This is a genomic window from Arthrobacter sp. MYb213 (genome assembly GCF_002979915.1).
Lineage (GTDB): Bacteria > Actinomycetota > Actinomycetes > Actinomycetales > Micrococcaceae > Glutamicibacter.
On sequence record NZ_PCQA01000002.1, the window covers coordinates 512,425 to 534,121 of the forward strand.

Consider the following 21,697-nt stretch of genomic DNA (forward strand, 5'->3'; position numbering starts at 1 on the left):
CTTCTGCTCAAATTCTCATAGACCGCGCAGGTTTTCGGGCTATCGTGGAGTAGAGACCTGTGTCTTGCCTGCTCGAACACAACAGAAAGTACGTTTATGCGTTTGGCTTCAACCCTCACCAGTGCCCTGTTGGCAGGTGTTGTTGTGCTCTCTGGAAGTGTCGCGGCGCAGGCAGCTCCCAAGCCTCTTCCAGTGGTTCAGGCAGAGGAATTTAGTGACGCCGCAAGTTATCTTGCGCTGATTAACCCTCAAACTCAGCTCTCTCCAGCCGACTACACACCGAAAAAGTTGGTAAATGTTGCTGGCACCTCCAATAAGCTACGCCCTAAAGCAGCCGAAGCAGTGGAAGATCTCATGGCCGGAGCCCGCAATGCGGGCCATAGCCTGAAGTTGTTGAGTGCTTACCGCTCTTACGGTCGCCAAGCGGTGCTGTTCAATCAGTACCAGGCTAAGTACGGTACAACCTACGCCGAACGCATTTCTGCTCGCCCGGGCACCAGCGAACACCAACTAGGTCTCGCCGCGGATGTAGGCAGCATTGGTAGTTCCACAGATCTGAAGGAATCCTTCGGTCAGACCAAGGCCGGTATCTGGGTGGCTGAGCACGCCGCAGACTACGGTCTGATCATTCGCTACCCGCAAGGTAAAGAAGAAATTACCGGGTATAAGTATGAGCCTTGGCATGTGCGCTATGTCGGCAAGGATCATGCGGCGGCGATGAAACAATCAAAGGCTGAAACCTTTGAGGAATATCATCAGATGCTACGCGACGCAAAACAAGACAGCGCCAAAGACGATGCTCAAACCGTAGAAAATTCGGTGACCGTCGAAGAAGAATCAAAGCCAGCAGATGAACCGAAGAAGGACGAAAAGAAGTCCGCAGACGAAACGAATCAGGTTAACGACGATGATTTGCTCGTGTTGCGTTTCCTTCCCCCATACCGGGACTGGGGCTTTGGCTTCACTCAGGAATAGTTCAAGTTTCGCTAAGTCTTAAACACTGCGGGATCCAGTTCAACTGAACTGGATCCCGCAGTGTTTAACCTCCGTGGTGCGTGCTACTTAGCGCGGACCGGAATGCCGGTGAAGGTTGGCTTCATTGTCTCGGCAAAGAAGTCATTACCCTTATCATCTACGACGATGAATGCTGGGAAGTCTTCGACCTCAATGCGCCAGATTGCTTCCATGCCAAGTTCCTCGTATTCGAGGACCTCAACCTTTTTGATGCAGTCCTGGGCCAGACGGGCGGCCGGTCCGCCGATAGAACCAAGGTAGAAGCCACCATGGTTATTACAGGCGGCAGTCACCTGTCCGGAGCGGTTACCCTTGGCCAGCATGACCATCGAACCGCCAGCGGCCTGGAACTGATCCACGTAGGAGTCCATACGACCAGCAGTGGTTGGACCGAAGGAACCCGAAGGCATTCCCTCAGGGGTCTTCGCCGGACCTGCATAGTAGACCGGGTGGTCCTTCAAATACTGTGGCATTTCTTCGCCAGCGTCCAAACGTTCCTTGATCTTGGAGTGGGCGATATCGCGGGCCACCACCAGTGGGCCGGTCAGCGAAAGACGAGTCTTAACTGGGAACTTAGAAAGCTCAGCCAGAATCTCAGCCATTGGCTTGTTCAAGTCGATCTTCACTACCGACGAACCGCCGGTGCCCGAGACACCGGAGGTCTCGTCATCGTGGGCGGCCAGCGCCGGGTGATTTTCATCTGGCATGAAGCGTGCCGGATCGGTTTCCAGCTGTTCAACGAAGAGGCCATCGGCGGTAATCTTGGCCATCATCTGACGGTCCGCCGAGCAGGAAACCGCGATAGCCACTGGCAGGGAGGCACCATGTCGAGGCAAACGCACAACGCGCACGTCGTGGCAGAAGTACTTACCACCGAACTGGGCACCGATACCGAAGTGACGGGTCAGTTCTAGGACCTTTTCTTCCAGGTCGGTGTCGCGGAAACCACGACCGGTCATCGCGCCTTCTGTAGGCAACGAATCCAAGTATTTTGCCGAACCGTATTTGGCGGTCTTCAACGCCATTTCGGCGCTGGTGCCACCGATCACGATGGACAGGTGGTACGGCGGGCAGGCAGCGGTACCTAGGGAACGCAGCTTCTCATCGAGGAACGTCAGCATGGCGTTCTCATTCAAGATTGCTTTGGTTTCCTGGTAGAGGAATGACTTGTTGGCAGATCCGCCACCCTTGGCCATAAACAGGAACTTATAGTCCGTATCGTGGCCAGGCTTGGTATCGGCATACAGATCAATCTGGGCTGGCAGGTTATTACCTGTCGCTTTTTCTTCCCAGGTGGTGATCGGGGCAAGCTGCGAGTAACGCAGGTTCAAACGCGTGTACGCGTTGTAGATGCCGCGGGAAAGCGAAATCTCGTCCTGCTCTTCGGTCAGCACACGCTGGCCACGCTTACCCATGACAATTGCGGTTCCGGTGTCCTGGCACATTGGCAGGATGCCACCGGCAGCAATGTTTGCATTCTTCAGCAGGTCCAACGCCACGAACTTGTCGTTCGGGCTGGCCTCGTCATCATCAAGGATGTTGCGCAGCTGCTGTAAGTGAGCCGGACGCAGGTAATGATTAATATCGTGCAGTGCCGTTTCGGCCAGCTGCTCCAGTGCTTCGGGTGCTACCTGCAGGAAATTTTTACCGTCCGGTCCGGCGACTACGTCGACGCCTTCGGAGGAAATCATGCGGTATGGGGTTTGATCCTCGCCAATCGGCAGAAGATCTTCATAACGAAATTCAGGCATGCTCAGTCCTTGGAAATGAAGATGATTGCTCTTCATCTATTTTAGGCCTTTGTGCCAAAAAACCTCATTCGGTGTTTGCACCTGCGGGTTTTGCGCGACATGCTTGTCTACATGAGCTCCGAAAACAGCAATACCCCACTGGACGGAAACAACCCCGACGAACGTCCAAATATGGTTGTCGAAACACCAATGGACCAGGAACGGGCCCGGGCCAAAACTCACTTTGAAATGATGCTGCAGGCCGGGCTTAACAAACCTGAGCTCTCCGGTTCGGTAATCAGTGCTTTCATGACCGCCGAGGTGTACTTCCTTTCGCGGGAAGAAGTGACCGAAGAAAACAAAAATGCTCAACCAATGCTGCTGACCAATCCACAGGGCGCAGCAATGGTGGCTTTATTCACCGGCTTGGATCGTATCCCTGGCACGTACATCGATATGGCACCCTATGGTGTGAAGGTTCAGGGTGCCACCATTGTGCGTGCCTTAGAAGGCACCGGTTTTGTGGTGAATCCGGGAGATGAACTGAGTTTTGAGGTTCCAGCCGATGGCGTGGCAATTCTGAAGGAAGAACTGCTGAAGCAAAAACGCTCCGAGTAAGCTCGAAGTCTGATTTTGTCATCACCGAATGCGGATTTCTGACCTGACCTTTTCGTAGGATAAGCTGGGTTTTGCCCGGGCCGTCAATAGGCCGCTCGGTGCATTGCGGGCGTAGCTCAATGGTAGAGCGCTAGCTTCCCAAGCTCGATACGCGGGTTCGATTCCCGTCGCCCGCTCGCATTTAGATACGTCGGGACACCCCAGGGTGTCCCGACGTTTTGCATTGGCATCACCCCAGATTTGTTGACCCGAGGAGTCCGAATGACCGGAGTACTGTCAGGATTCTCGATTATCTGGATAGTGATTTTAGTGGGCTATCTGGTCGGTCGCACCGGGGTGCTCGGTGAGCAAGGCCGCCACGTACTCAGCCGGTTGACGTTTTTTGTCGCCAGCCCAGCGCTGCTATTTGTCACTCTGGCCGAATCAGATCCCGTCGCAGTTCTTGGTCCGCTGATGTGGGTGGCGGCTATTTCTGCCGGACTCACGGCGGTGATCTACCATTTGGCGACCTACAAGTGGTTGCGCCGCGAGCCAGCCGAACGGATCGTCGCGGCGATGTCCGCTTCGACGGTGAACTCCGCAAACCTTGGTTTGCCTATTGCCCTGTATGTACTGGGTGATATGTCCCATGCGGCACCCATCATCCTCTTTCAATTGGCGATCTATCAGCCGATTAATCTTGCGTTGCTCGACGCCACCACCAGTACTCACCGCACCACACCAATTGCGCTGCTGGTTGCCACGGCCAAGAACCCCATGATCATCGGCTCGCTATTAGGGCTGGTGGTGGCGTTGACTGGTTTTAAGGTTCCGGAACTCGTCTTAGCACCCATTGAACTCATTTCAGGTGCGTCAATTCCCGCCATGCTGATGGCCTTTGGCATTTCCTTAGTTGGTTCCAAACCTCTGGACAAGAAGTCCGGGCGCCGAGCCGATGTGTTGGTCGGTTCAGCCGCTAAATTATTCATCCAACCATTGATCGCTTGGCTTGCCGCAGCCTATCTTTTTGGACTCACCGGTGGGATGCTCGTTGCCGCGGTGATCATGGCCGGGTTACCTACCGCGCAGAATATTTTCATCACCGCCCAACGTTATGAACGTGGTGTGACCGTTGCGAAAGATACGGTGTTAATCACCACTATCTGTGCCATACCAATGATGGTGTTACTGGCTTTACTGCTTGGAATTTAGCCAAGATCAGGTCAGTAGCTGAGAATGCGCAAAAGAAGTTATATGACACGTCAGTTGCTTCGTTGGGGTATTCACGGGAATCTTACGGAATACCGCGTCGCTAAGCACAGTTGATCAAGGTATAGATCACCTCCTCACCTCAAATAGTTAGGCCATCATGAAGCGCACAGCTCCACTCCTTGCAATCACTGCAGTACTCGCACTGGCACTGAGTGCGTGTGGCTCATCAACCACCGGTTCCGACGCCTCCGGCGCCACCGATGAGAATCTCCTGCAGCACGTGGAATCCAGCGGTGTCCTGACCGTTGGCACCGAGGGTACCTACCGACCATTCTCTTACCATGAGGCAGATAAGCTCACCGGCTTTGATGTCGAGGTCATTGAGGCTGTTGGCGAACAGCTTGGGGTCAAGGTCGAATTTCAGGAAACTCAGTGGGACGGCATCTTTGCCGGTCTAGAAGCTGGCCGATTTGATGTGATTGCCAATCAGGTCAGCGTGACCCCTGAGCGCGAAGAAAAGTACCTACTTTCTAAGCCATATAACTACTCCAGCGGAGTCATCGTCACCAAGAGCGACAACACAGATATCACCTCCTTCGACTCACTCAAAGGAAAAACCACCGCTCAGTCGTTGACCAGTAGCTTCCATGATGACGCTAAAGCTGCCGGTGCGAAGATCCAGGCAGTAGAGGGCTGGGCACAGGCGGTCACACTATTGAAGCAGGGACGTGTGGATGCGACCATCAACGACAAATTGACCTACCTGGACTCGCAGAACACTAACCCGGATGACGGCATCAAGATTGCTGCGGAATCAGAAGAAAAGACTGAGACCGTGGTGGCGCTGAAGAAAGATCAGCCAGAACTTCGCGACGCGATCAATGGCGCGCTGGATGAACTTTCTGCCGATGGCACGCTGACAAAGATTTCGGAAAAGTACTTTGGTGAAGACATCACCAAGTAGCTGACCTCCTTCAACACTTCGACGCGTAAACTGGCCCCAAGGATCCCCTTTGGGGCCAGTGTCCGTTGCAAAGGACGGGAAGAGAATAAATGGATTCACTTTGGCAGCTAGCTTTGGACTCGTTGTGGCCCATGGTCAGTGGCGCGCTGACAGCCACGATTCCGCTGGCAATAATCAGCTTTGTCTTAGGCCTTGCAGTGGCGCTGATGGTCGCGTTGATGCGGATCAGCGCGAATAAAGTAGTTTCAGGCATTGCCCGCGGCTATATTTCGATCATTCGCGGCACCCCACTGTTAGTACAGCTGTTCGTGATCTTCTACGGGCTGCCTTCGTTGGGGGTCACCATTGACCCATGGCCTTCGGCCATCATCGCTTTCACACTCAACGTGGGTGGTTACGCCGCAGAAATTATTCGTGCTGCGATTCTTTCCGTGCCCGGAGGGCAATGGGAAGCTGGCTATACCATTGGCATGTCCAAGACTCGGACGCTCTACAAGCTAATCTTGCCGCAGGCGGCTCGTGTAGCTATTCCGCCGTTGTCCAACACTTTTATTTCATTGGTCAAAGACACCTCACTGGCCTCGATGATTCTCGTAACAGAGATGTTCCGGCGTGCCCAGGAAATCGCGGCCACCACCTACGAATTTATGTTGCTCTATATGGAAGCGGCGGCCATTTACTGGGTGATCTGTTTGGTTCTCTCCGCAGTTCAAGACCGTATGGAAAGCAGGCTTGAAAAGTATGTCGCCTAAGGCTCTGACCCCCTTGCTCAACGTCACCGATCTGCATAAGTCATTCGGCACTAACAAGGTGCTGCGTGGCATAGATTTTAGTGTCCAGTCCGGCGAAGTTCTCGCGTTGATTGGCCCCTCCGGCTCGGGAAAAACTACCGCGTTGCGTTGCCTGAACGGTTTGGAATCTCCCGATAGTGGAGTCGTTTCTTTTGCCGGCGGACCCGAGGTCACCTTTCAGCCTGGGCTACCAGCTAAGAAAGCTCAGGTCCTGCGGGACCGCTCGGCGATGGTGTTCCAAGGACATCACTTGTTCCCTCACCTGACGGTGCTACAAAACGTGACTATTGGCCCGTTGCAGGTGCAACGCAGGCCGCGCGAGGAAGTTATGTCGCGCGCGAATGAACTTCTTGAACGCGTTGGCCTTGAACAAAAGTCGAGCGACTACCCCTCCTCGCTTTCAGGTGGACAGCAACAGCGCGTAGGCATTGTGCGGGCGCTGATGCTCCAGCCAGACCTTTTGCTCTTTGATGAGCCGACCAGCGCACTGGATCCAGAGCTAGTAGGTGAGGTGCTCAGCGTCATTAAAGAGCTCGCCCAAGAAGGTTGGTCGATGGTACTGGTAACCCACGAGCTCGCATTCGCCCGCGATGTAGCCGATACGGTGGTGTTCATGGACGATGGAGTAGTTGTTGAGCGTGGGCCTGCGGCTCAGGTGCTTGGCAACCCGACCCATGAACGGACCAAGGCCTTCGTGCAGCGGTTACTGCACCCTTTCTAAATCAGCCACAAACTTTTTACGTGCCGTTTGTCACTTCGTCACCATTGCATGCGTAGGCTATGGACATGGCTGAAAGTACTTCGCAGGAGAACCTCACGGCGCTCAAAGATGGTTACGTTTTCGACGGCGCATGCCTTGAACTAGGTGCTGCAATTGTTGCGGGAAATCCCGTTACAGAAGCCCAAGTTCGGGTTCCGTTGCGCATGCTCAATCGACACGGAATTATTGCCGGCGCTACCGGCACCGGCAAGACCGTCACCTTACAGGTGATGGCGGAGCAATTGAGTGCACACGGTGTGCCCGTATTTCTCGCCGACATCAAGGGCGACCTTGGCGGTCTAGCTCAAGCCGGGACGGCAAGCGAAAAGCTCACCGCGCGACTTTCAAGTATTGGCCATCAGTTCACCGCACGGGCTAACCCGGTGGAATTCCTTGCCTTGGGCGAAGGAAACGACGGTATCTCGGTACGTGCCACGATAGATTCTTTTGGCCCCATCCTGCTTTCACGAGTCCTAGAACTCAACGAAACGCAAGAAGAATGTCTCCAGTTGGTCTTCCACTACGCCGATCAACGTGAATTTCCCATGGATGATCTCAAAGACCTCAAAGCCGTTTTGAGTTTCTTGCTCAGCGATGAAGGCAAAGAAGATCTCAAGGGGCTGGGTGGGGTTCCTTCGGCCACTGCCTCGGTGATCCTACGTGGGCTAACCATCTTGCAGTCCCAAGGTTTAGACAAGTTCTTTGGCCAGCCAGAATTTGATACCGCTGATTTCCTCAGATTTGATGAATCAGGCAACGGAATTATTAGCTGTTTGGAGCTTCCATCGCTCAACCGTCAGCCACTGTTGTTCTCAACATTCATGATGTGGTTGCTGGCAGATCTTTTTGAAGATCTGCCAGAAGCCGGTGATTTGGACAAACCAAAACTCGTATTCTTCCTGGATGAAGCCCACCTGCTGTTCAAGGATGCTTCGAAGGCTTTCGTCAACGCGATTATTTCTACGGTGCGCTTAATCCGTTCCAAGGGTGTTGGACTGTTCTTTGTTACCCAGTCCCCTTCAGACTTACCAGATGAGGTCCTCGGGCAGCTTGGTAACCGTATCCAGCATGCGGTGCGTGTCTTCACCCCAAAGGATGGCGAAGCGCTCAAGGCAATCATCAAGACCTTCCCATCTGGTCCACTAGACCTGCAACAAGCGCTGACCCAGGCGGGCGTTGGCGAGGCGGTTATCACCGTGCTTAACGAGCGTGGCGCGCCGACCCCGGTGGCGTGGACTAAACTCACCTCACCCGGCTCGCATATTGGTCCGGCAGCACCTGAAACTCAAGCAGCACTCATTCAAAGCTCTGTACTAGCACCGAAATATGGAACCGCCGTGGATAGGCGTTCGGCCATGGAGATGCTCAGTGGCGAAACTGCTCCGGACGCTCAAGCACCCACGGAGGCCCCACCCGGCGCGGCCAATTCTTCGGGTCCACAAGATGTGGATGCCGAGGCGCAACGGATTGCCGATTCAATTCTTGGCAAACCGAGCACGATGCCACAAAATACGCAGCCTGCCACAGGCTCTGGACCGGTAAACACTGCTACGCCATCTTCGTCACGTACAAATTCTTCATCGGAACCCGCAAATCCTCCGCGAGAGCCGACTAAATCTTCAAACAATCAAGTCAACCCACTGATGGACTTTGCTCTCGATGCAGCAAACAGCATTGGACGTGAATTGCTCCGTGGAATGTTCGGCACAAAACGCCGCCGACGTCGCCGTTGAGTTACAACCTCTGAACCGAAACCCGCTAGCCTGATTAATAATGAAATCTCGTATCTCTGTGCCACGCCTTGCTCTGCGCTGGGCGACCGCGGCCGTCATCATCGCTGCGTTGGTAGTCACCAGCGCCATCGTTGCTAACCGCACCCTGTTTTCTGCCGAGCACGCTGTTCAGTCCTTGCATCAGCATCTGCTGGCCGGCGAAGGCGCTGAAGCCCTTGGACTGCTAGGTGCCAAAGTCCCGACCGGTGACGCTGTCGCCTTGGACGGGGAAGTGCTCAAGCGCACCCAAGCTGGGATCACAGATTTTGAGGCGCAAAAGGCCGAAACACCAGAGAATAATCCCGATATTCGCACCGTCGTCGCCAAGTACAAGGCCGACGGCGTCGATAAGGAATCAACCTACACCTTGCGCAGTACCGGAAAGTCCTGGTTATTTTTTGATCGGTGGGCCTTCGAACCGGTAACCCTACCCACGGTCAAGGTCAAAGCGAATACGGTCAATGAGGTATCCGTCAGCGGACAAAAAATCCCACTGGTTAAGGGCGTCAGCACCTTGCCGGTGTTCTACCCCTCGATTACCGACGCAAGCTTCAGCACTAAGAACTTCGAAGCCGACACCCGTGGTGTAGTCGTCACCGGCCCCGCCAAGAAGCCGGTAGAAATTTCATTAAAGACACAGCCCACCAAAGAATTTATCGCACAGATCAATTCCAAGGTCCGCGGATACCTCGATAAATGTGCGGCACAGCAGGTACTCATGCCGTCGGGGTGTCCGTTTGCGTATCACACACCGTCCCGGGTGAACCCGGAGACTATCAAATGGTCTATCGCGAAATACCCGACTATTGAGGTTAATTACTATAACGGCGCCTGGGTGCTTAGCCCGTTGAAGGTCACCGCAAAGTTGTCGCTGACCGAGCAAGATTTACGTACCGGTTCGTTGGAGAAAAAAACCGTGAGCGATGAATTTTCTTTCACCGCTCAGCTCACCACGAGCACTTCCGAGGTCAGTGTGGTGCCCGTAGCCGGCTCCGAAGACTAATCTTCGGTTCCCTCGCGCCGTTGGTGCGGCAAGATAATCTCTTTGAACTGTGTTCTCAGGGGCACAGCATCTGCGCGGAATCGTTGCCAGATAATCAGCGCCAGCACCGAGACTAACAACGAGAGTATGGCTCCGAACGCAACCGCAGCGCGTACCCCCAGCAGTTCGGCGATCCAACCCACTAAAGGCGCCCCGAGCGGCGTTCCGCCCTGCACCACCATCAGGTACAGCGCCAAGACCCGTGCGCGATACTTTGGTGGAACCGAGGTCTGCACCATGGTGTTACAACTGTTCAGGAACGTCAGCGAGCTAAGCCCCACCAACACTAAACTCGCGGCAAAAAGCAGGTAGTGCGGCATCACTGCGGACAATAAAGCCGTGGCGCCAAAGGCAATGCCACCACCAATGACAAAACGCCAACGTGGTCTGGAACGGCGCGCCGCAAATAAAGCTCCGGCGAAGGTGCCGATGGCCATGATGCTACCCAGAATTCCGTATTCTGCCGCACCCACACCGTAAACTTCGGCGGCCATCATCGCGTTGGTCAATTGGAAGTTCAGTCCGAAGGTGCCAATCACAAAGGCCATCGCAAAGATCAGCAAGAGATCTTTGCGGTTTTTCACGTATTTGAACCCCTCGCGTACCTGTCCTTTAGCTCTCCTGACAGGTGTTGAGCGGCTCAGTTCGGAGATTTTCATGCTGCTCAAGGAGAAGAGCACCGCAAGGAAAGACAAGCCGTTGAGCAAGAAGGCTGGGCCGGTTCCCACCAACGCAATCACCGCGCCGGCGATGCCTGGCCCCGCCAACCGGGCGAGGTTGAAATTGGCGCTATTGAGCGCCACGGCGTTGGTTAGGTGCGTTCCTGGCACGATTTCGGACACAAATGCCTGCCGGGCTGGAGCGTCAAAGGCCGAGCCCACCCCCAGCAATGCGGCCAGCACATAGACATGCCACAGTTGCACCGTTCCGGTAATGACCAGGGTTCCCAAGACCAGCGCACACAAACCCATGAAAGTTTGAGTGACGAGCAAGATCTTGCGCTTGTCATATCTATCGGCAATGAGCCCCGCGTAAGGTCCAAGAATCAGAATGGGCAGGAACTGTAAACCGGTGGTGATTCCGGTGGCTATCCCGTCGTGGTCGGTGAGCTCCGTGAGTACCAACCAGTCCTGGGCCACACGCTGCATCCATGTGCCGATATTAGAGACAAGTGCACCAATGACCCATAACCGATAGTTCGGAACTTCTAGTGCCCGGAACATCCTGTTTGCCACTACTTAGCTAGCCGATGCTGTACCGTTTCGGCTCCTCCTGTCGGCATCCAGTCTAACGACTGCCTGGGATAAAATTGGTGAGGTTTCCTCAATTTCTTGGTTTTTAAATGATCAAGGCGCGCTTCGCAAAGCAAAGCGCGCCTTGATCTGGGATCCACTGTGACTAATTCACTCCACGAAGATCCAACAAGAGTTCGTTATCTCCGGACTCATCGAGCTCCACCGGGATGCCCCAGTCTTGCTGGTAGAGGTGGCAGGCTGCATGATCTGGAATTTCTCCGCCAGGTTCCCCATCACAGGCCGCGGCACGGGCTGTAATGTGCAATACGCCGACGCTCACCTCGGGGTTTAGCTTCAAGGTCCGGGTCAAACCAATAGAAGTGCCACCACCGTCAAGAAGCAGCTCTTCGGGACTGGACGAAATCTTCAACTGCGTGGGATCTCCCCAACGGTCATCGAGTTTCTGTCCCTTAGGTGCCGCAAAGCGCACCACGATCTCGTGCTGACCGGCCTGCACCTTAGTCTTTGGACGTTGGGTCTGGCTTGCGCCCTCGTCGACGACCAGCGCTTCGGCAGGCACCGGAATACGGATCAGTTGGTGGGTGTTGGTTTCCACCACCAGCAGTACCGGAGCGCCATCCACCGAGTCGTCCAGCAATACATCTGCCGGTTCCTTCAGCCCCTTGGCCAGGGTAGAAACCATTTGCGTCACCGGATCAAAGCGGCGCACGGCGCCGTTGTATGAATCTGCCACAGCAATAGAACCGTCGGGCAGTGCGGTTACACCCAGTGGGTGCTGCAGGCGAGCCTGGTCCGCTTCACCATCGCGGAAACCAAAGTCGAACAGTCCTGCACCAATGGCGGTGTGGACCTTGATGACCTCGCCGTGCCCGTCAATTTCCAAACGACGCAAAGCGCTGGTCTCCGAATCGGCAACCCACACATCATCATTGGTGTCCAAGGTCAGCCCGGAAGGCTGGGCAAACCATGCTTCCAATGGTGCGCCATCGGACAGACCTTCTAATCCACTACCGGCGTACACATGCAAGGCACTGGTCAGCGGGTCAAAGGAGAAGATTTGGTGGGTTCCAGCCATCGCGATGATGACCTTGCCCGATGGGTGATAGAGCACGTCCCACGGTGAGGACAACGAAACGTTCAACGAGTCAGTGCCCAAGTCAGTGGGCTGGTGTTCCTGGCGAGCGTTTTCCGCATCCAGCAGACGCTGCACTCCGTTGCCAGCTAGCGTACCTACCTCGCCGGTGCTCAGGTTCACCGAGCGCAAGCGGTGGTTGACGGTATCTGCAACGATTACGTCGTAGCCAACCTTCGCGGCAAGCTCGGTGGGCAGTGCGGTCAGACCCTGCAGTTCATTAAACTGAGCGCTTTGTGCATCTCCGTCGGCATAACCTTTAACCCCGGCGCCGATGGTGCGCACCACGGTGCTCAGATCATTCCCTAGTTCTACCAAACGGTGGTGACCGGAGTCGCCGACCAGGAAATTACCGTTCGCCAAGGCGATGGTTTTGCCGGGGAATCGTAGGTCTCCCTCGCGGGCTTCGGGCGCCACGTAGGGACCGCTTCCACGGTGCAAGGTGCCCTTGGCTTCGTGTTCGGCGACTAGTTCATCAACTAGTGAGCCCAGGCCCTGAGCATGGCCTTCACCGGAGAGGTGCGCCACGATGTAGCCTTCGGGATCCAAGACCACCAGTGTTGGCCAGGCGCGCGCGCCGTAGGCCTGCCAGGTGACAAGCTCTGGATCGTCAAGTACCGGGTGGTGAATTTCGTAGCGTTCCACGGCGGCAGCCAGTGCGTCTGGGTCTGCCTCGTGCTCAAACTTTGGGGAGTGCACGCCAACGGTCACTAACACGTCGGCGTATTTTGCCTCAAGGGGACGCAGTTCGTCCAACACGTGAAGGCAGTTAATGCAGCAGAAGGTCCAAAAATCGAGGAGCACAATCTTGCCACGGAGAGCTTCGAGATTCAGTTGTTCGCCACCGGTGTTCAACCAGTTGCGACCCAACAGCTCGCTGGCCCTCACCTTGTAGTTTGCGCGTACTGAATCGGAAGTTGCACTCATGATGGTCCTTTCAAGGCGACTTCACTATCTAAATGCGACAGTGAAGTATTAATTATCCTCCACTGGACTTTCACCGCCGAAGAGTATGAAGCGATGCTAAGCCAGTTACAGCTGTGAAACGGCGGTGTCCAAGATGGTCTTGGCCACTTCTTTGAATTGTTGTTCGGCCAGAGAGACGGTGGACATGAACGAAACCATGACCACGTAGTCGCCCTTGCTTTGCATAAGAACCAGCGATTCGCGAGCGTTCGCGGAGTCCCCGGTGCGTGTGTAATACAACTGAGAGTCAACGTCGGATATTCCGGGGCTGGAGAATTTCAATGTTTCGGTGAAATCCAGCCCATTGAGCTTCACACTTTTACACTCGGTACGAATTTCAAGCACTGTCTTGTAATGATCTTCGAGCTTCTGCTGGTTGGTCACCTTGGCCACTTCGATAGAGCCCGCAATATTTTGCGCTTCGTTGGTGAAATCGGTGCGAGCGGCTTCGGTGCCCATTTGAGCCGGTGACCAATTCAGGTCTTCGACTGGTTTTGAACACTGGGAGGGCAGCACCACGACATCATTGAGGGTGTCAGTAGGCGGTACCGCCAGGCCTTTGAGCTCCTCGGGCGAAATTTGACGTGAATTCGGGAAACCTAAGGTTGCCGCCATGACCGAACCGGTCGAGGCGATAAATTGTGCCCGCGTCATTTCTTCTGCCGTATTACTCGGCGCCGTGCTATGTGTGCTTGGCTCCGCGGGCTGCTCTGTAGCCTTTTGATGAGTTAGGTCATCGGGCATCTCGCCACCGGTTTCTGGTGCGGTACACGAGGATAGTAGTAACCCACCGGCCAGCATAACCGCCGTTAGCTTCCATAGCTTAGCGGCCACGGTGTTCTCCCTTAGTTTCTTGCTGTTTCATCTGTGCAAACATCTGGTTATAGGCCTCCAGCTCGGCGTCCCCATCACGCTCTGCCTGACGGTCATAACGTTTGGTGTCCTTTTTGTCCTGTCGTAGCCACGAAACCACCACGAGGATGGCTAGGACCAGGGTCGGCACCTCGCCAATGGCCCACATCGCGCCGGCACCAACAACTTGGTCTTCCATTGCCGTGCCACCCCAGGTGCGCCCCATATTGCCGAACCAGTCCGGAGCCAAGAGGTTTTCGCTGCCCATCATTGCTACACCGAAGAACGCGTGGAAAGCTACGGTAGCAAGCAACACAATCAGCCGCATCGGATACGGGTAACGCTTGGGAATTGGGTCGGCATCCACCAGCGACAAGGCGAAGATGTAGCCGGTCAGCAAGAAGTGCAGGTTCATCAATTCGTGCCCCGCGTGGTACTTCATGGCGATTTCGAGAATCGGGGTGAAGTAAAAAACGACAATTGATCCGGCGAACATGACGGCCGCGAAAATCGGATGGGTGACTACCGCCGAATACCTCGAATGCACCGCCCACAGGATCCATTCACGCGGTCCTCGGGTTCCATCGGTTCGTGAACCCAAGACCTTCAGCGCCAAGGTGACCGGGGTGCCTAGCACCAAGAAAATCGGGGCAATCATGGTCAATGACATGTGGTCAACCATGTGCACCGAGAACTGCACCTTGCCGTAGACGGACAGGGCACCGCTGGTGATGTAGAAGAGCACCACTAAGCCGATAATCCAGCTAAACAGCCGAGGGAAACTTGGTTTGTCCCCGCGACGGCGCAGAATAATAAAGGCCCACACATACAGTGCCAGCAAGAAGAAGCAGATTGCGACCCATAACCAGTCCCACCGCCAGACGGTGAACCAGCTTGCGGTGTTCGGCGCTGGTGGTAGTTCATAGCCTGTCAGCAAACGAGCAGGGGTTGCATCCGCTGGCGGCTGATCATCGGTTGGTGGTGCGGTACGCGCCAGCACCGTCGCCAATGACATGGTCGCGCCCATCAGAATTAGTTCAGCTGTCACGATCCGCCATGCGGCGGCTAGCGCGGTGAACTTACCTGCCAGCAATTGCGGAATGACCTGTCGGCGATGCATAAGCCCTAGGAAGCCAAGCGCTAAGGTCAAGATGACCTTGGCAATAACAACGAGGCCATATTTGGAGAACCACTGATCAAATTCGGTAATCCGGATCGTGGCTGAGGCGAGCCCGGATCCTGCCATCAAGATGATGGCGAACGTTGCCAGGGCTGAAAAACGGCTGAGTACTACGCCAGCAAGTACCGGTCGTGTCTCATATCGGCCGGGCGCTTTACTGGACAGCGTTGGAGAGAGCAAAGCCAAGACGACAATGCCACCGAACCAAATAACCACTGCTACCAGGTGTAAGGCTATGGAGTTCACCGCACCGTAGTGGTCGTCTCCGCCGGCTGCGTGCCCGATAAATGCCATGGGAATTATGCCGAACAGCGAGAACACCGCGGCAAGTCCCACTCCTGTGTGCGAACGTAGCGCCAACGCTAAGGAGCTGGTGATCGCCGCGATAACGATCATCCATGCCCATGCCCGGCCGGTGGCAAGCTGCAGAATATAGTCGAGGATCGCTGCGGTGTAGCTTGGGTCTAGGTTCATTGGCACACCGGCCAGATCCCAGAAGGTCAATAGCAAGACGGTAGCCGCGGCAAGCGTCCACACCATTCCGGCGCCGGCAGCGATATTCATGGCACGAGTGAAAGCCGGGTGACTCTGCCCGACCTCAATTCGCCCATCATCCGCGCTGGCACGCCGAACTTTTGTAGTCCGGGGAAGTATGACCGCCGCAAATATCAGTGCCGCCACGGTGATAGCCATGGCACTGTGATGAATTGCGCGAGATATTGGCAAAGCCCACCGCACAAATGCCCCGGGGTCAGCTAGCTCACTGGGAACCGCAATACCGGTGAAGAGCGCTGCACTAAGAAAAACGATCGCCATTACAGGGATCGCCAGAATCAGGTAGCGCGAAATGGAGAGTTTCTGCGGCGCCGTGGCTTGAGCCGGTGGCTTTGGTATTTGAGTGGCCATAACCTCTCCATCATCTCACTTGCATTTACCCCGGGATTAATCGGGTAGGGCTTTTCCTATGGTGAGGCGGTGCATCTCACACCGCCTCACCACATTGCTACGTGCGGCTAAGTACTAGCGGTGAATAAGAACTCTCCCAAGTACTCTCCTTCGCGGACTCCGGGCAGGATCGCATAGATAGCCGAGCCCACATGTGTAGTCCACTCGTTGAGCGCATCAAGCTGAGCTAACCGCTGCTGCACCGGAATGAAACTGGTACGTGGATCTCGCTGATAGGACGCAAAGATGAGCCCCGAACCATTCTCCGCGTGATAGTTGTACCCGCGTCGCCACAGGACCTCGGCACCGCTGGAAGGTTTGGCCCTAGCAACATGCGCGTGCGCGGCGATGGCCGGTAAACCCATAGCGTTCACTGCCTGTAGGTCCACCGGGTCGCTGAGCGAATCACCAGACAGCGGAGATCCATCACTTTGCCGCCGTCCGAGCGCAAAGTCTCGTCCGGTCCGGTCCACTTCATCCCATTTATCCAGGTTCATTTCGATGCGACGCAGCACCAAGACGGTGCCCGCTGGGCTCCAGCTTGGGTCCTGATCATCACCAAACACCGCAAGTTCACGCGCTTGGCCGGTGGGATTATTCGTCCCATCGAGTTGTCCAAAGAGATTGCGAAAACCTTGACCTTCTCGCACGGTCTGCGCCGCATGGGTGAAACCAGTCTGGGTAAACAGTTCTTCGGTAATGCCCCGCAGATTTTTGCGCAAGGCACGCACCGCATGATGTAGGACTGTGGGGTCCTGCGCACAACACTGAATTATCAGATCACTCTGTCCGTACCGCGGGTCAAGCTTTTCACCAGTAAATGGCGGCAACGCGCCGACCTCTGCCGCGCTCTGCCCTAAAAGATCGAGTATCACCGGCCCCAGACCCACGGTCACCGTGAGTTGTGCCGCCGCGTGAGACATTTCTGGCTCAGTATCTGCAAGCACTCCCCTGCCGGAGACTAAGCGTTCAATATCCGAACTGAGCATTTGCAGTATCGAACGAATCTTTTCGATTCGTTCGGACTTTTTGAGCCCATCGAAGTGAACATTGCTACCCAGGAAAACCGCGTGAGCTTGTGGTTCGGTGAGAATTCCCGCCTGATATTTACCGTGGAATGCAGCGAATTGTGTGTGCGGGTTTTCCACGGCTAAGGCTTCAGGTATTTCATCGGCAGTGGCCCTGCCGACACCAAATCCGGCAAAGACTCCGCCCAAGGCGGCCGCCGCGGAACCTCCGAGAATCACCCTGCGTGAGGGGTGGAGATTTGCGCTGGTCACTTAGTGACTCCCGTGATCTTCGTGTTCGTCCGCGGAGCCGTGGTAACTTTCGTTGGCGCCGCTGAAGTTACGAATAGGGAATTGCACTTGGGTTTTGCTTCCGTCACTGAATTCCAATTGCAAGGTCGAGGTTTGTGACGCGACGAGAGGACTCTTTAGATCCATGAACATAAAGTGCGTTCCGCCAGGCGCCAGGACTACGTCTTCACCCGGATTGATGAGCAGGGCGCCTTCGTGTTGCTTCATCGCAGCCTTAGTACCTTGACCTTCGGTGTCATGAATTTCAATCACGGTATTGGCGCTCAGGTCTGTGACGCGTTCAAGTTCAAGCTTTGATTCCCCTGCATTGTGCAGCGTTCCGAAGGCAGCGCTCATGCCCTTTTCTGCTGCTTTCGCCCAGGTTTCATTGGTGCGAAGATTCTCTGCTTGAGTGCTCTGTACTTGCTCGCTGGCTCCAGCAGGAGTGACTGCATCCGTGTTTTGGGCACAACCGCTCAACAAGACTGCTGCGCAAATGGTCAGGGTGGTGGCGAATTTGAAATTTTTCATTGCTCTGTCAGCTTTCGCTCGCTCGCAAGGCCGAGGTTTCCTCCGGTGAATTGGGCATGTGAAGTCATGCGCTCGGGCAACCGGTATTACCGGCATCCGTCGCCTTGCGAAGAAATGTTGTGGAGTTGGTAGTAATGCGCGGTGGGCGCAAGCGCCTACTTATTCTGGCGAGTGAACTTCACCAGCACGGCGATTGCTGCACCGAGGATTGCAATGCCAACGATGACCCAAATGACCGGGCTAATCTGGGATCCGAGCTGCTGAATTGGTTCGTTGTTTTGTTCGGCTGGTGCCGACGGTGCCGGTGCATTGGTGACCGAATCATTGGGCGTTGCGCTGGCAGCTACCGGCAGTTTGACGGTGAAGTTGAAGCTCTCTTCGATTGGGTGTCCATCTGAGGAGACCACGCGGTAAACAAGCTTGTACGTTCCCGAAGCAAGTTTTTTCTCCGGTACTACGGTGACGTTCTTGCCCTTGGTAGTCACTTCGCTGGCCAGCTTGGTGCCGTCTTCGGCGCTCAAGGCCACCACGGAAGTGTCTGCACCAGCGAGCTGCTGCAGTTCACCGGAGAAATCCAATTCGATCTTTTCGGGAGATTTAGTCACTGTCGAGCCAGCGGCCGGGTCTGAGGAGATCAGCTCGTCATGTGCCGAAGCTGCGCTGACGCTGCTAAAGACAGCGACGAGGGCTATCAAAATGGCCGCTGAAAGCCGGGCCAAAAGTGTGCGGGAGTGCTGTAGAGCAAGGGAGTTCAAAATATTCCTTCCAAATGATCATGTACCGGGGGTGCACAATCGGAGTGTATTGAGTCGTTTTAAGCGAAAAGATTCAATACGTTGGAAGGTGGGCCCCGCCGCGCAGGGAGCCGCAAGAACACCGAAAGGTGGTTCAACACCGGAGTGACAAAATTTGCCGGGGCCTTCGGGAATTCCGGAACCATCTGCGTGGCAAGGACCAAGACGTGGCGCACAGCGCTCAATGTCAGGGACGCCCACACGATGGATAGTAGCTGTTCGCCCACACGCAGCACCAAGATGCTGGTTAGCGCTGCAAGTACGTGCGCGTAGAGCATTGATTCTGATTGCACGGCGCTGTAATGCGAGGCAATGTTTCCCACCAACATGTCTCCATGCTGATGTCCTGACGTTGATCCTTGAGTAGCCACGACATCCACACTGTGGTGTGTCATCACCGAAAGCCCTAGGTGATAGAGGCCTTGGCTGAGCAAAACGACCAGACTCGTGCTGAGTAAAGAGAATTTTTTGCCCACCATAGCGGTGGCGATGACGGCAGAAACACAGGTAATCAGGACCATCACCACGAGCGAAGCCCGAGTCGGTGCGCTATGCGCGTGTGCGGCGAATGCTGTCCAAGTGCAGAGGCTTGCAGCTAGCCAACCACGCAGTACGCGGGTGGGGCCGAAGTCCTTGGACACGAAGATCTACCATTCAGTCGTTATTTTGCTACCTAAGCTTTGATTCTACGCTAGGTAGAAGATTGCCTCAACGCGCTACTGATTCGCTATGTCCTAAGACAACAAAAGCCCGATTCTCTTTCGAGAATCGGGCCCCTGCCAAATGTCTGGGGACTACTTCTTTGAAACAGCAGCCTTCAGCTTCGAACCAGCGGTCAGCTTGACCGAGTGGCCAGCTGGAATCTGGATAGCTTCGCCGGTCTGTGGGTTACGGCCGGTGCGTGCTGCACGATCGGTGCGCTCCACTGCCAACCAACCTGGGATCGAAACCTTCTCGCCCTGGGAAATCTGGTCAACGAAAACTTCGAACAGGGCGTCAAGCACACCGTTGACAGCAACCTGGGAGTTTTCGGTCTTAGCTGCTACTGCGGCAACAAGTTCGCTACGGTTCATAGCCAATGTGTGGTCCTCCTGGACTAGTGATCCATGACCCGACAGAGCCACGGACGCCGCGCGGTCGCACGGACTTACCAGTGAGAACATATCAAACCTTTGCCCCAAAAACGCGCGAAAACGTGCGAATTCCCGGGATTTTCTCAACATTTTGCGGTTCTACACGTTAGACGGTCGGTTTTTGATGCTCAAGGGAGACAAATACTAAGAAAATGGTACTTAACGACAAAGACCCGCTACCGCGAACAGAATTCGGGTAACGGGTCTTCGCAACGCATAATTGCGCTGTGGCCTTACTTCTTGGCGACAGCAGCCTTCAGCTTCGAACCAGCGGTCAGCTTGACCGAGTGGCCAGCTGGAATCTGGATAGCTTCGCCGGTCTGTGGGTTACGGCCGGTGCGTGCTGCACGATCGGTGCGCTCCACTGCCAACCAACCTGGGATCGAAACCTTCTCGCCCTGGGAAATCTGGTCAACGAATACCTCGAAAACAGCATCCAGTACACCGTTGACGGCAACCTGGGAGTTTTCGGTCTTAGCTGCAACAGCGGCAACAAGTTCGCTACGGTTCATAGCCAATGTGTGGTCCTCCTGGACTAGTGATCCTCACCCCGTTCGGGATTTGGATGCCGCACGCTCGCACGGGCTTACTTGAGAGAACTTACCAGCAATTACCGACGATAAGCGCACAGTTCCGCGGTTTTTGATGAAAATCAGCGATCTTTCGAGGTGTGAAAGTTCACGGTGGCTCAAATTCTGAACGGATCAACCCCATGATTTGCTTCAACAAAAACTTTCCATACAGGGTCCATAAGTCGCTTCTGCCGAGTTATTTTTGCGGGTCTGGCTAGTACAGATTCGCCTTTTGAAAGAAATTTTGGACCAATGTAGGTTCCCCGAGGGCTCTGCTCGACGCCACGGTTCAACGCCGCTTCCACAATGTTGACGGCGCCTTCGTGTTTGCCCTGCGCGAAACTCGCCTGAAGTTGGCCTTGAAAGCGCTTGAGGTAGGCCGGTTCGTTGATTCCCGGCACCTGTGTGGTAAGCCCCGAAATTGAATAACCAGGGTGTACCGCAATGGAACGTGACGGCCAAGAAAGCTGCTTTAGCCGATGATCCAAGGCCAAGGTGAAAGACTGTAGCGCCGCTTTAGACTGCGCGTAGGCGCGGTAGGGATGATATCTTCCGGTAAGCGACAAATCTTCAGGGTTACTTTTCAGCATGTTCGTTGAGATGGAGCCCAACCCAATAAATTTCATGGGGCGGGTACGGAAAGTTTCGGCAAGTTCACCGGCCAACCGGGCGTGTCCAAGGAAGTTTGTGGCCAGGGTCAGCTCATACCCTAGACTTCCGGCAGTTCGCGTTTCTGGGCTACGGATAATCCCCGCATTAGCGATGAGGACATCTATCTCTCGGTGGCGTAGCACTTGGCCCAGCGCACTGGCAGATTCCAGCGAGGCCGAGTCAAAAGGTAAATATTCGAGTTCTGCATTGGGCACTTTGCGTTGAATAGCCTGAATCGCGCGAGCTGCTTTGGCCTCGTTACGGCAAGCTAGCACGACATGGGCACCACTTGCAGCTAGAGCAAGGCTAGTGAAAAACCCCAAACCAGCATTGGCGCCGGTGACGACCGCAGTTTTCCCCTCGCCGAGTCCGGCCCATCTGGCGCGGTTGCTGTACACGTTAGGGTACGGGGATCCGTAGCCTAAGAGGTCAAGGGCTCCAACACGGGCTTCAGTGTTCATAGTTCAACGCTACTATGCTCGGCCCACGCAACGCGTGCTCATTT

Annotated in this window: 20 protein-coding genes and 1 tRNA gene; 9 read left to right on the forward strand and 12 right to left on the reverse strand. The window is 55.1% G+C overall.

All coding sequences use genetic code 11. From position 1 onward, the window contains the following. Positions 1-96: 96 nt before the first annotated feature. A complete protein-coding gene (locus CQ011_RS06765; protein WP_096255516.1) occupies positions 97-975 on the forward strand; it encodes a M15 family metallopeptidase in 879 nt (292 codons plus the stop codon). An 83-nt stretch (positions 976-1,058) separates the two neighbouring features. Here the strand turns inward: CQ011_RS06765 and CQ011_RS06770 are convergent, their stop codons facing one another. Beyond that, positions 1,059-2,765: a fumarate hydratase gene (locus CQ011_RS06770; protein WP_096255518.1), complete on the reverse strand. Its 1,707-nt coding sequence runs from the start codon at positions 2,763-2,765 to the stop codon at positions 1,059-1,061. A 111-nt stretch (positions 2,766-2,876) separates the two neighbouring features. Here CQ011_RS06770 and CQ011_RS06775 point away from each other — a divergent pair, with 111 nt between their 5' ends. From CQ011_RS06775 to CQ011_RS06810, 8 genes are all read left to right on the forward strand, one after another. Then, the gene (locus CQ011_RS06775; protein ID WP_170947805.1) at positions 2,877-3,362 is read left to right on the forward strand and encodes an SseB family protein; all 486 of its coding nucleotides are present in this window, start codon (positions 2,877-2,879) and stop codon (positions 3,360-3,362) included. Positions 3,363-3,467: 105 nt separating this feature from the next. Beyond that, a tRNA-Gly gene (locus CQ011_RS06780) sits at positions 3,468-3,538 on the forward strand. An 85-nt stretch (positions 3,539-3,623) separates the two neighbouring features. Further along, positions 3,624-4,553: an AEC family transporter gene (locus CQ011_RS06785; protein WP_096255521.1), complete on the forward strand. Its 930-nt coding sequence runs from the start codon at positions 3,624-3,626 to the stop codon at positions 4,551-4,553. Between the two features lie 157 nt (positions 4,554-4,710). Beyond that, positions 4,711-5,517 carry an amino acid ABC transporter substrate-binding protein gene (locus CQ011_RS06790; RefSeq protein ID WP_105675833.1) on the forward strand — a complete coding sequence of 269 codons (807 nt, stop codon included), beginning with the start codon at positions 4,711-4,713 and terminating at the stop codon, positions 5,515-5,517. 89 nt (positions 5,518-5,606) lie between these two features. Continuing rightward, positions 5,607-6,269, forward strand: a complete 663-nt coding sequence (locus CQ011_RS06795; protein WP_096255525.1) for an amino acid ABC transporter permease — start codon at positions 5,607-5,609, stop codon at positions 6,267-6,269. After that, positions 6,259-7,029 (forward strand): amino acid ABC transporter ATP-binding protein, encoded by a 771-nt coding sequence (locus CQ011_RS06800; RefSeq protein WP_105675835.1) that lies wholly within the window; start codon positions 6,259-6,261, stop codon positions 7,027-7,029. The genes CQ011_RS06795 and CQ011_RS06800 overlap by 11 nt, the downstream gene beginning before the upstream one ends. Positions 7,030-7,094: 65 nt before the next feature. Further along, positions 7,095-8,801, forward strand: a complete 1,707-nt coding sequence (locus tag CQ011_RS06805) for a helicase HerA-like domain-containing protein (protein ID WP_170947806.1) — start codon at positions 7,095-7,097, stop codon at positions 8,799-8,801. A 40-nt stretch (positions 8,802-8,841) separates the two neighbouring features. After that, a complete protein-coding gene (locus CQ011_RS06810) occupies positions 8,842-9,843 on the forward strand; it encodes a zinc ribbon domain-containing protein (RefSeq protein WP_146112575.1) in 1,002 nt (333 codons plus the stop codon). Here CQ011_RS06810 and CQ011_RS06815 read toward each other — a convergent pair. The 11 genes from CQ011_RS06815 to CQ011_RS06865 form a co-directional block, all read right to left on the reverse strand. Next, positions 9,840-11,105, reverse strand: coding sequence for an MFS transporter (locus CQ011_RS06815; protein WP_105675839.1), 1,266 nt, complete (start codon positions 11,103-11,105; stop codon positions 9,840-9,842). The genes CQ011_RS06810 and CQ011_RS06815 overlap by 4 nt on opposite strands. Positions 11,106-11,280: 175 nt before the next feature. After that, a complete protein-coding gene (locus tag CQ011_RS06820) occupies positions 11,281-13,197 on the reverse strand; it encodes an NHL domain-containing thioredoxin family protein (protein ID WP_105675841.1) in 1,917 nt (638 codons plus the stop codon). A 105-nt stretch (positions 13,198-13,302) separates the two neighbouring features. After that, positions 13,303-14,070 (reverse strand): hypothetical protein, encoded by a 768-nt coding sequence (locus CQ011_RS06825; protein WP_105675843.1) that lies wholly within the window; start codon positions 14,068-14,070, stop codon positions 13,303-13,305. After that, entirely contained in the window at positions 14,060-16,174 is a 2,115-nt protein-coding gene (locus tag CQ011_RS06830; RefSeq protein WP_105675845.1) for a bifunctional copper resistance protein CopD/cytochrome c oxidase assembly protein, read from the reverse strand. Before CQ011_RS06830 ends, CQ011_RS06825 begins: the two co-directional genes overlap by 11 nt. Positions 16,175-16,281: 107 nt before the next feature. After that, positions 16,282-17,493 carry a Dyp-type peroxidase gene (locus tag CQ011_RS06835; RefSeq protein ID WP_105675847.1) on the reverse strand — a complete coding sequence of 404 codons (1,212 nt, stop codon included), beginning with the start codon at positions 17,491-17,493 and terminating at the stop codon, positions 16,282-16,284. Then, positions 17,494-18,042 carry a copper chaperone PCu(A)C gene (locus CQ011_RS06840; protein ID WP_181148014.1) on the reverse strand — a complete coding sequence of 183 codons (549 nt, stop codon included), beginning with the start codon at positions 18,040-18,042 and terminating at the stop codon, positions 17,494-17,496. 155 nt (positions 18,043-18,197) lie between these two features. Next, positions 18,198-18,797 carry a copper resistance CopC family protein gene (locus CQ011_RS06845; protein WP_181148015.1) on the reverse strand — a complete coding sequence of 200 codons (600 nt, stop codon included), beginning with the start codon at positions 18,795-18,797 and terminating at the stop codon, positions 18,198-18,200. Positions 18,798-18,856: 59 nt separating this feature from the next. Further along, the gene (locus CQ011_RS06850; protein WP_105675853.1) at positions 18,857-19,477 is read right to left on the reverse strand and encodes a hypothetical protein; all 621 of its coding nucleotides are present in this window, start codon (positions 19,475-19,477) and stop codon (positions 18,857-18,859) included. Between the two features lie 153 nt (positions 19,478-19,630). Next, entirely contained in the window at positions 19,631-19,915 is a 285-nt protein-coding gene (locus tag CQ011_RS06855; RefSeq protein ID WP_096255549.1) for an HU family DNA-binding protein, read from the reverse strand. 287 nt (positions 19,916-20,202) lie between these two features. Beyond that, positions 20,203-20,487, reverse strand: coding sequence for an HU family DNA-binding protein (locus CQ011_RS06860; protein WP_096255551.1), 285 nt, complete (start codon positions 20,485-20,487; stop codon positions 20,203-20,205). Positions 20,488-20,657: 170 nt separating this feature from the next. Continuing rightward, the gene (locus CQ011_RS06865) at positions 20,658-21,653 is read right to left on the reverse strand and encodes an SDR family NAD(P)-dependent oxidoreductase (protein WP_105675855.1); all 996 of its coding nucleotides are present in this window, start codon (positions 21,651-21,653) and stop codon (positions 20,658-20,660) included. Between the last annotated feature and the right edge of the window lie 44 nt (positions 21,654-21,697).

Excerpts from the sequence above, each read along its gene's own strand:
- CQ011_RS06765 (WP_096255516.1), top strand. The coding sequence starts at position 97 with ATGCGTTTGGCTTCAACCCTCACCAGTGCCCTGTTGGCAGGTGTTGTT.
- CQ011_RS06770 (WP_096255518.1), bottom strand. The coding sequence starts at position 2,765 with ATGCCTGAATTTCGTTATGAAGATCTTCTGCCGATTGGCGAGGATCAA.
- CQ011_RS06775 (WP_170947805.1), top strand. The coding sequence starts at position 2,877 with ATGAGCTCCGAAAACAGCAATACCCCACTGGACGGAAACAACCCCGAC.
- CQ011_RS06785 (WP_096255521.1), top strand. The coding sequence starts at position 3,624 with ATGACCGGAGTACTGTCAGGATTCTCGATTATCTGGATAGTGATTTTA.
- CQ011_RS06790 (WP_105675833.1), top strand. The coding sequence starts at position 4,711 with ATGAAGCGCACAGCTCCACTCCTTGCAATCACTGCAGTACTCGCACTG.
- CQ011_RS06795 (WP_096255525.1), top strand. The coding sequence starts at position 5,607 with ATGGATTCACTTTGGCAGCTAGCTTTGGACTCGTTGTGGCCCATGGTC.
- CQ011_RS06800 (WP_105675835.1), top strand. The coding sequence starts at position 6,259 with ATGTCGCCTAAGGCTCTGACCCCCTTGCTCAACGTCACCGATCTGCAT.
- CQ011_RS06805 (WP_170947806.1), top strand. The coding sequence starts at position 7,095 with ATGGCTGAAAGTACTTCGCAGGAGAACCTCACGGCGCTCAAAGATGGT.
- CQ011_RS06810 (WP_146112575.1), top strand. The coding sequence starts at position 8,842 with ATGAAATCTCGTATCTCTGTGCCACGCCTTGCTCTGCGCTGGGCGACC.
- CQ011_RS06815 (WP_105675839.1), bottom strand. The coding sequence starts at position 11,105 with ATGTTCCGGGCACTAGAAGTTCCGAACTATCGGTTATGGGTCATTGGT.
- CQ011_RS06820 (WP_105675841.1), bottom strand. The coding sequence starts at position 13,197 with ATGAGTGCAACTTCCGATTCAGTACGCGCAAACTACAAGGTGAGGGCC.
- CQ011_RS06830 (WP_105675845.1), bottom strand. The coding sequence starts at position 16,174 with ATGGCCACTCAAATACCAAAGCCACCGGCTCAAGCCACGGCGCCGCAG.
- CQ011_RS06840 (WP_181148014.1), bottom strand. The coding sequence starts at position 18,042 with ATGAAAAATTTCAAATTCGCCACCACCCTGACCATTTGCGCAGCAGTC.
- CQ011_RS06865 (WP_105675855.1), bottom strand. The coding sequence starts at position 21,653 with ATGAACACTGAAGCCCGTGTTGGAGCCCTTGACCTCTTAGGCTACGGA.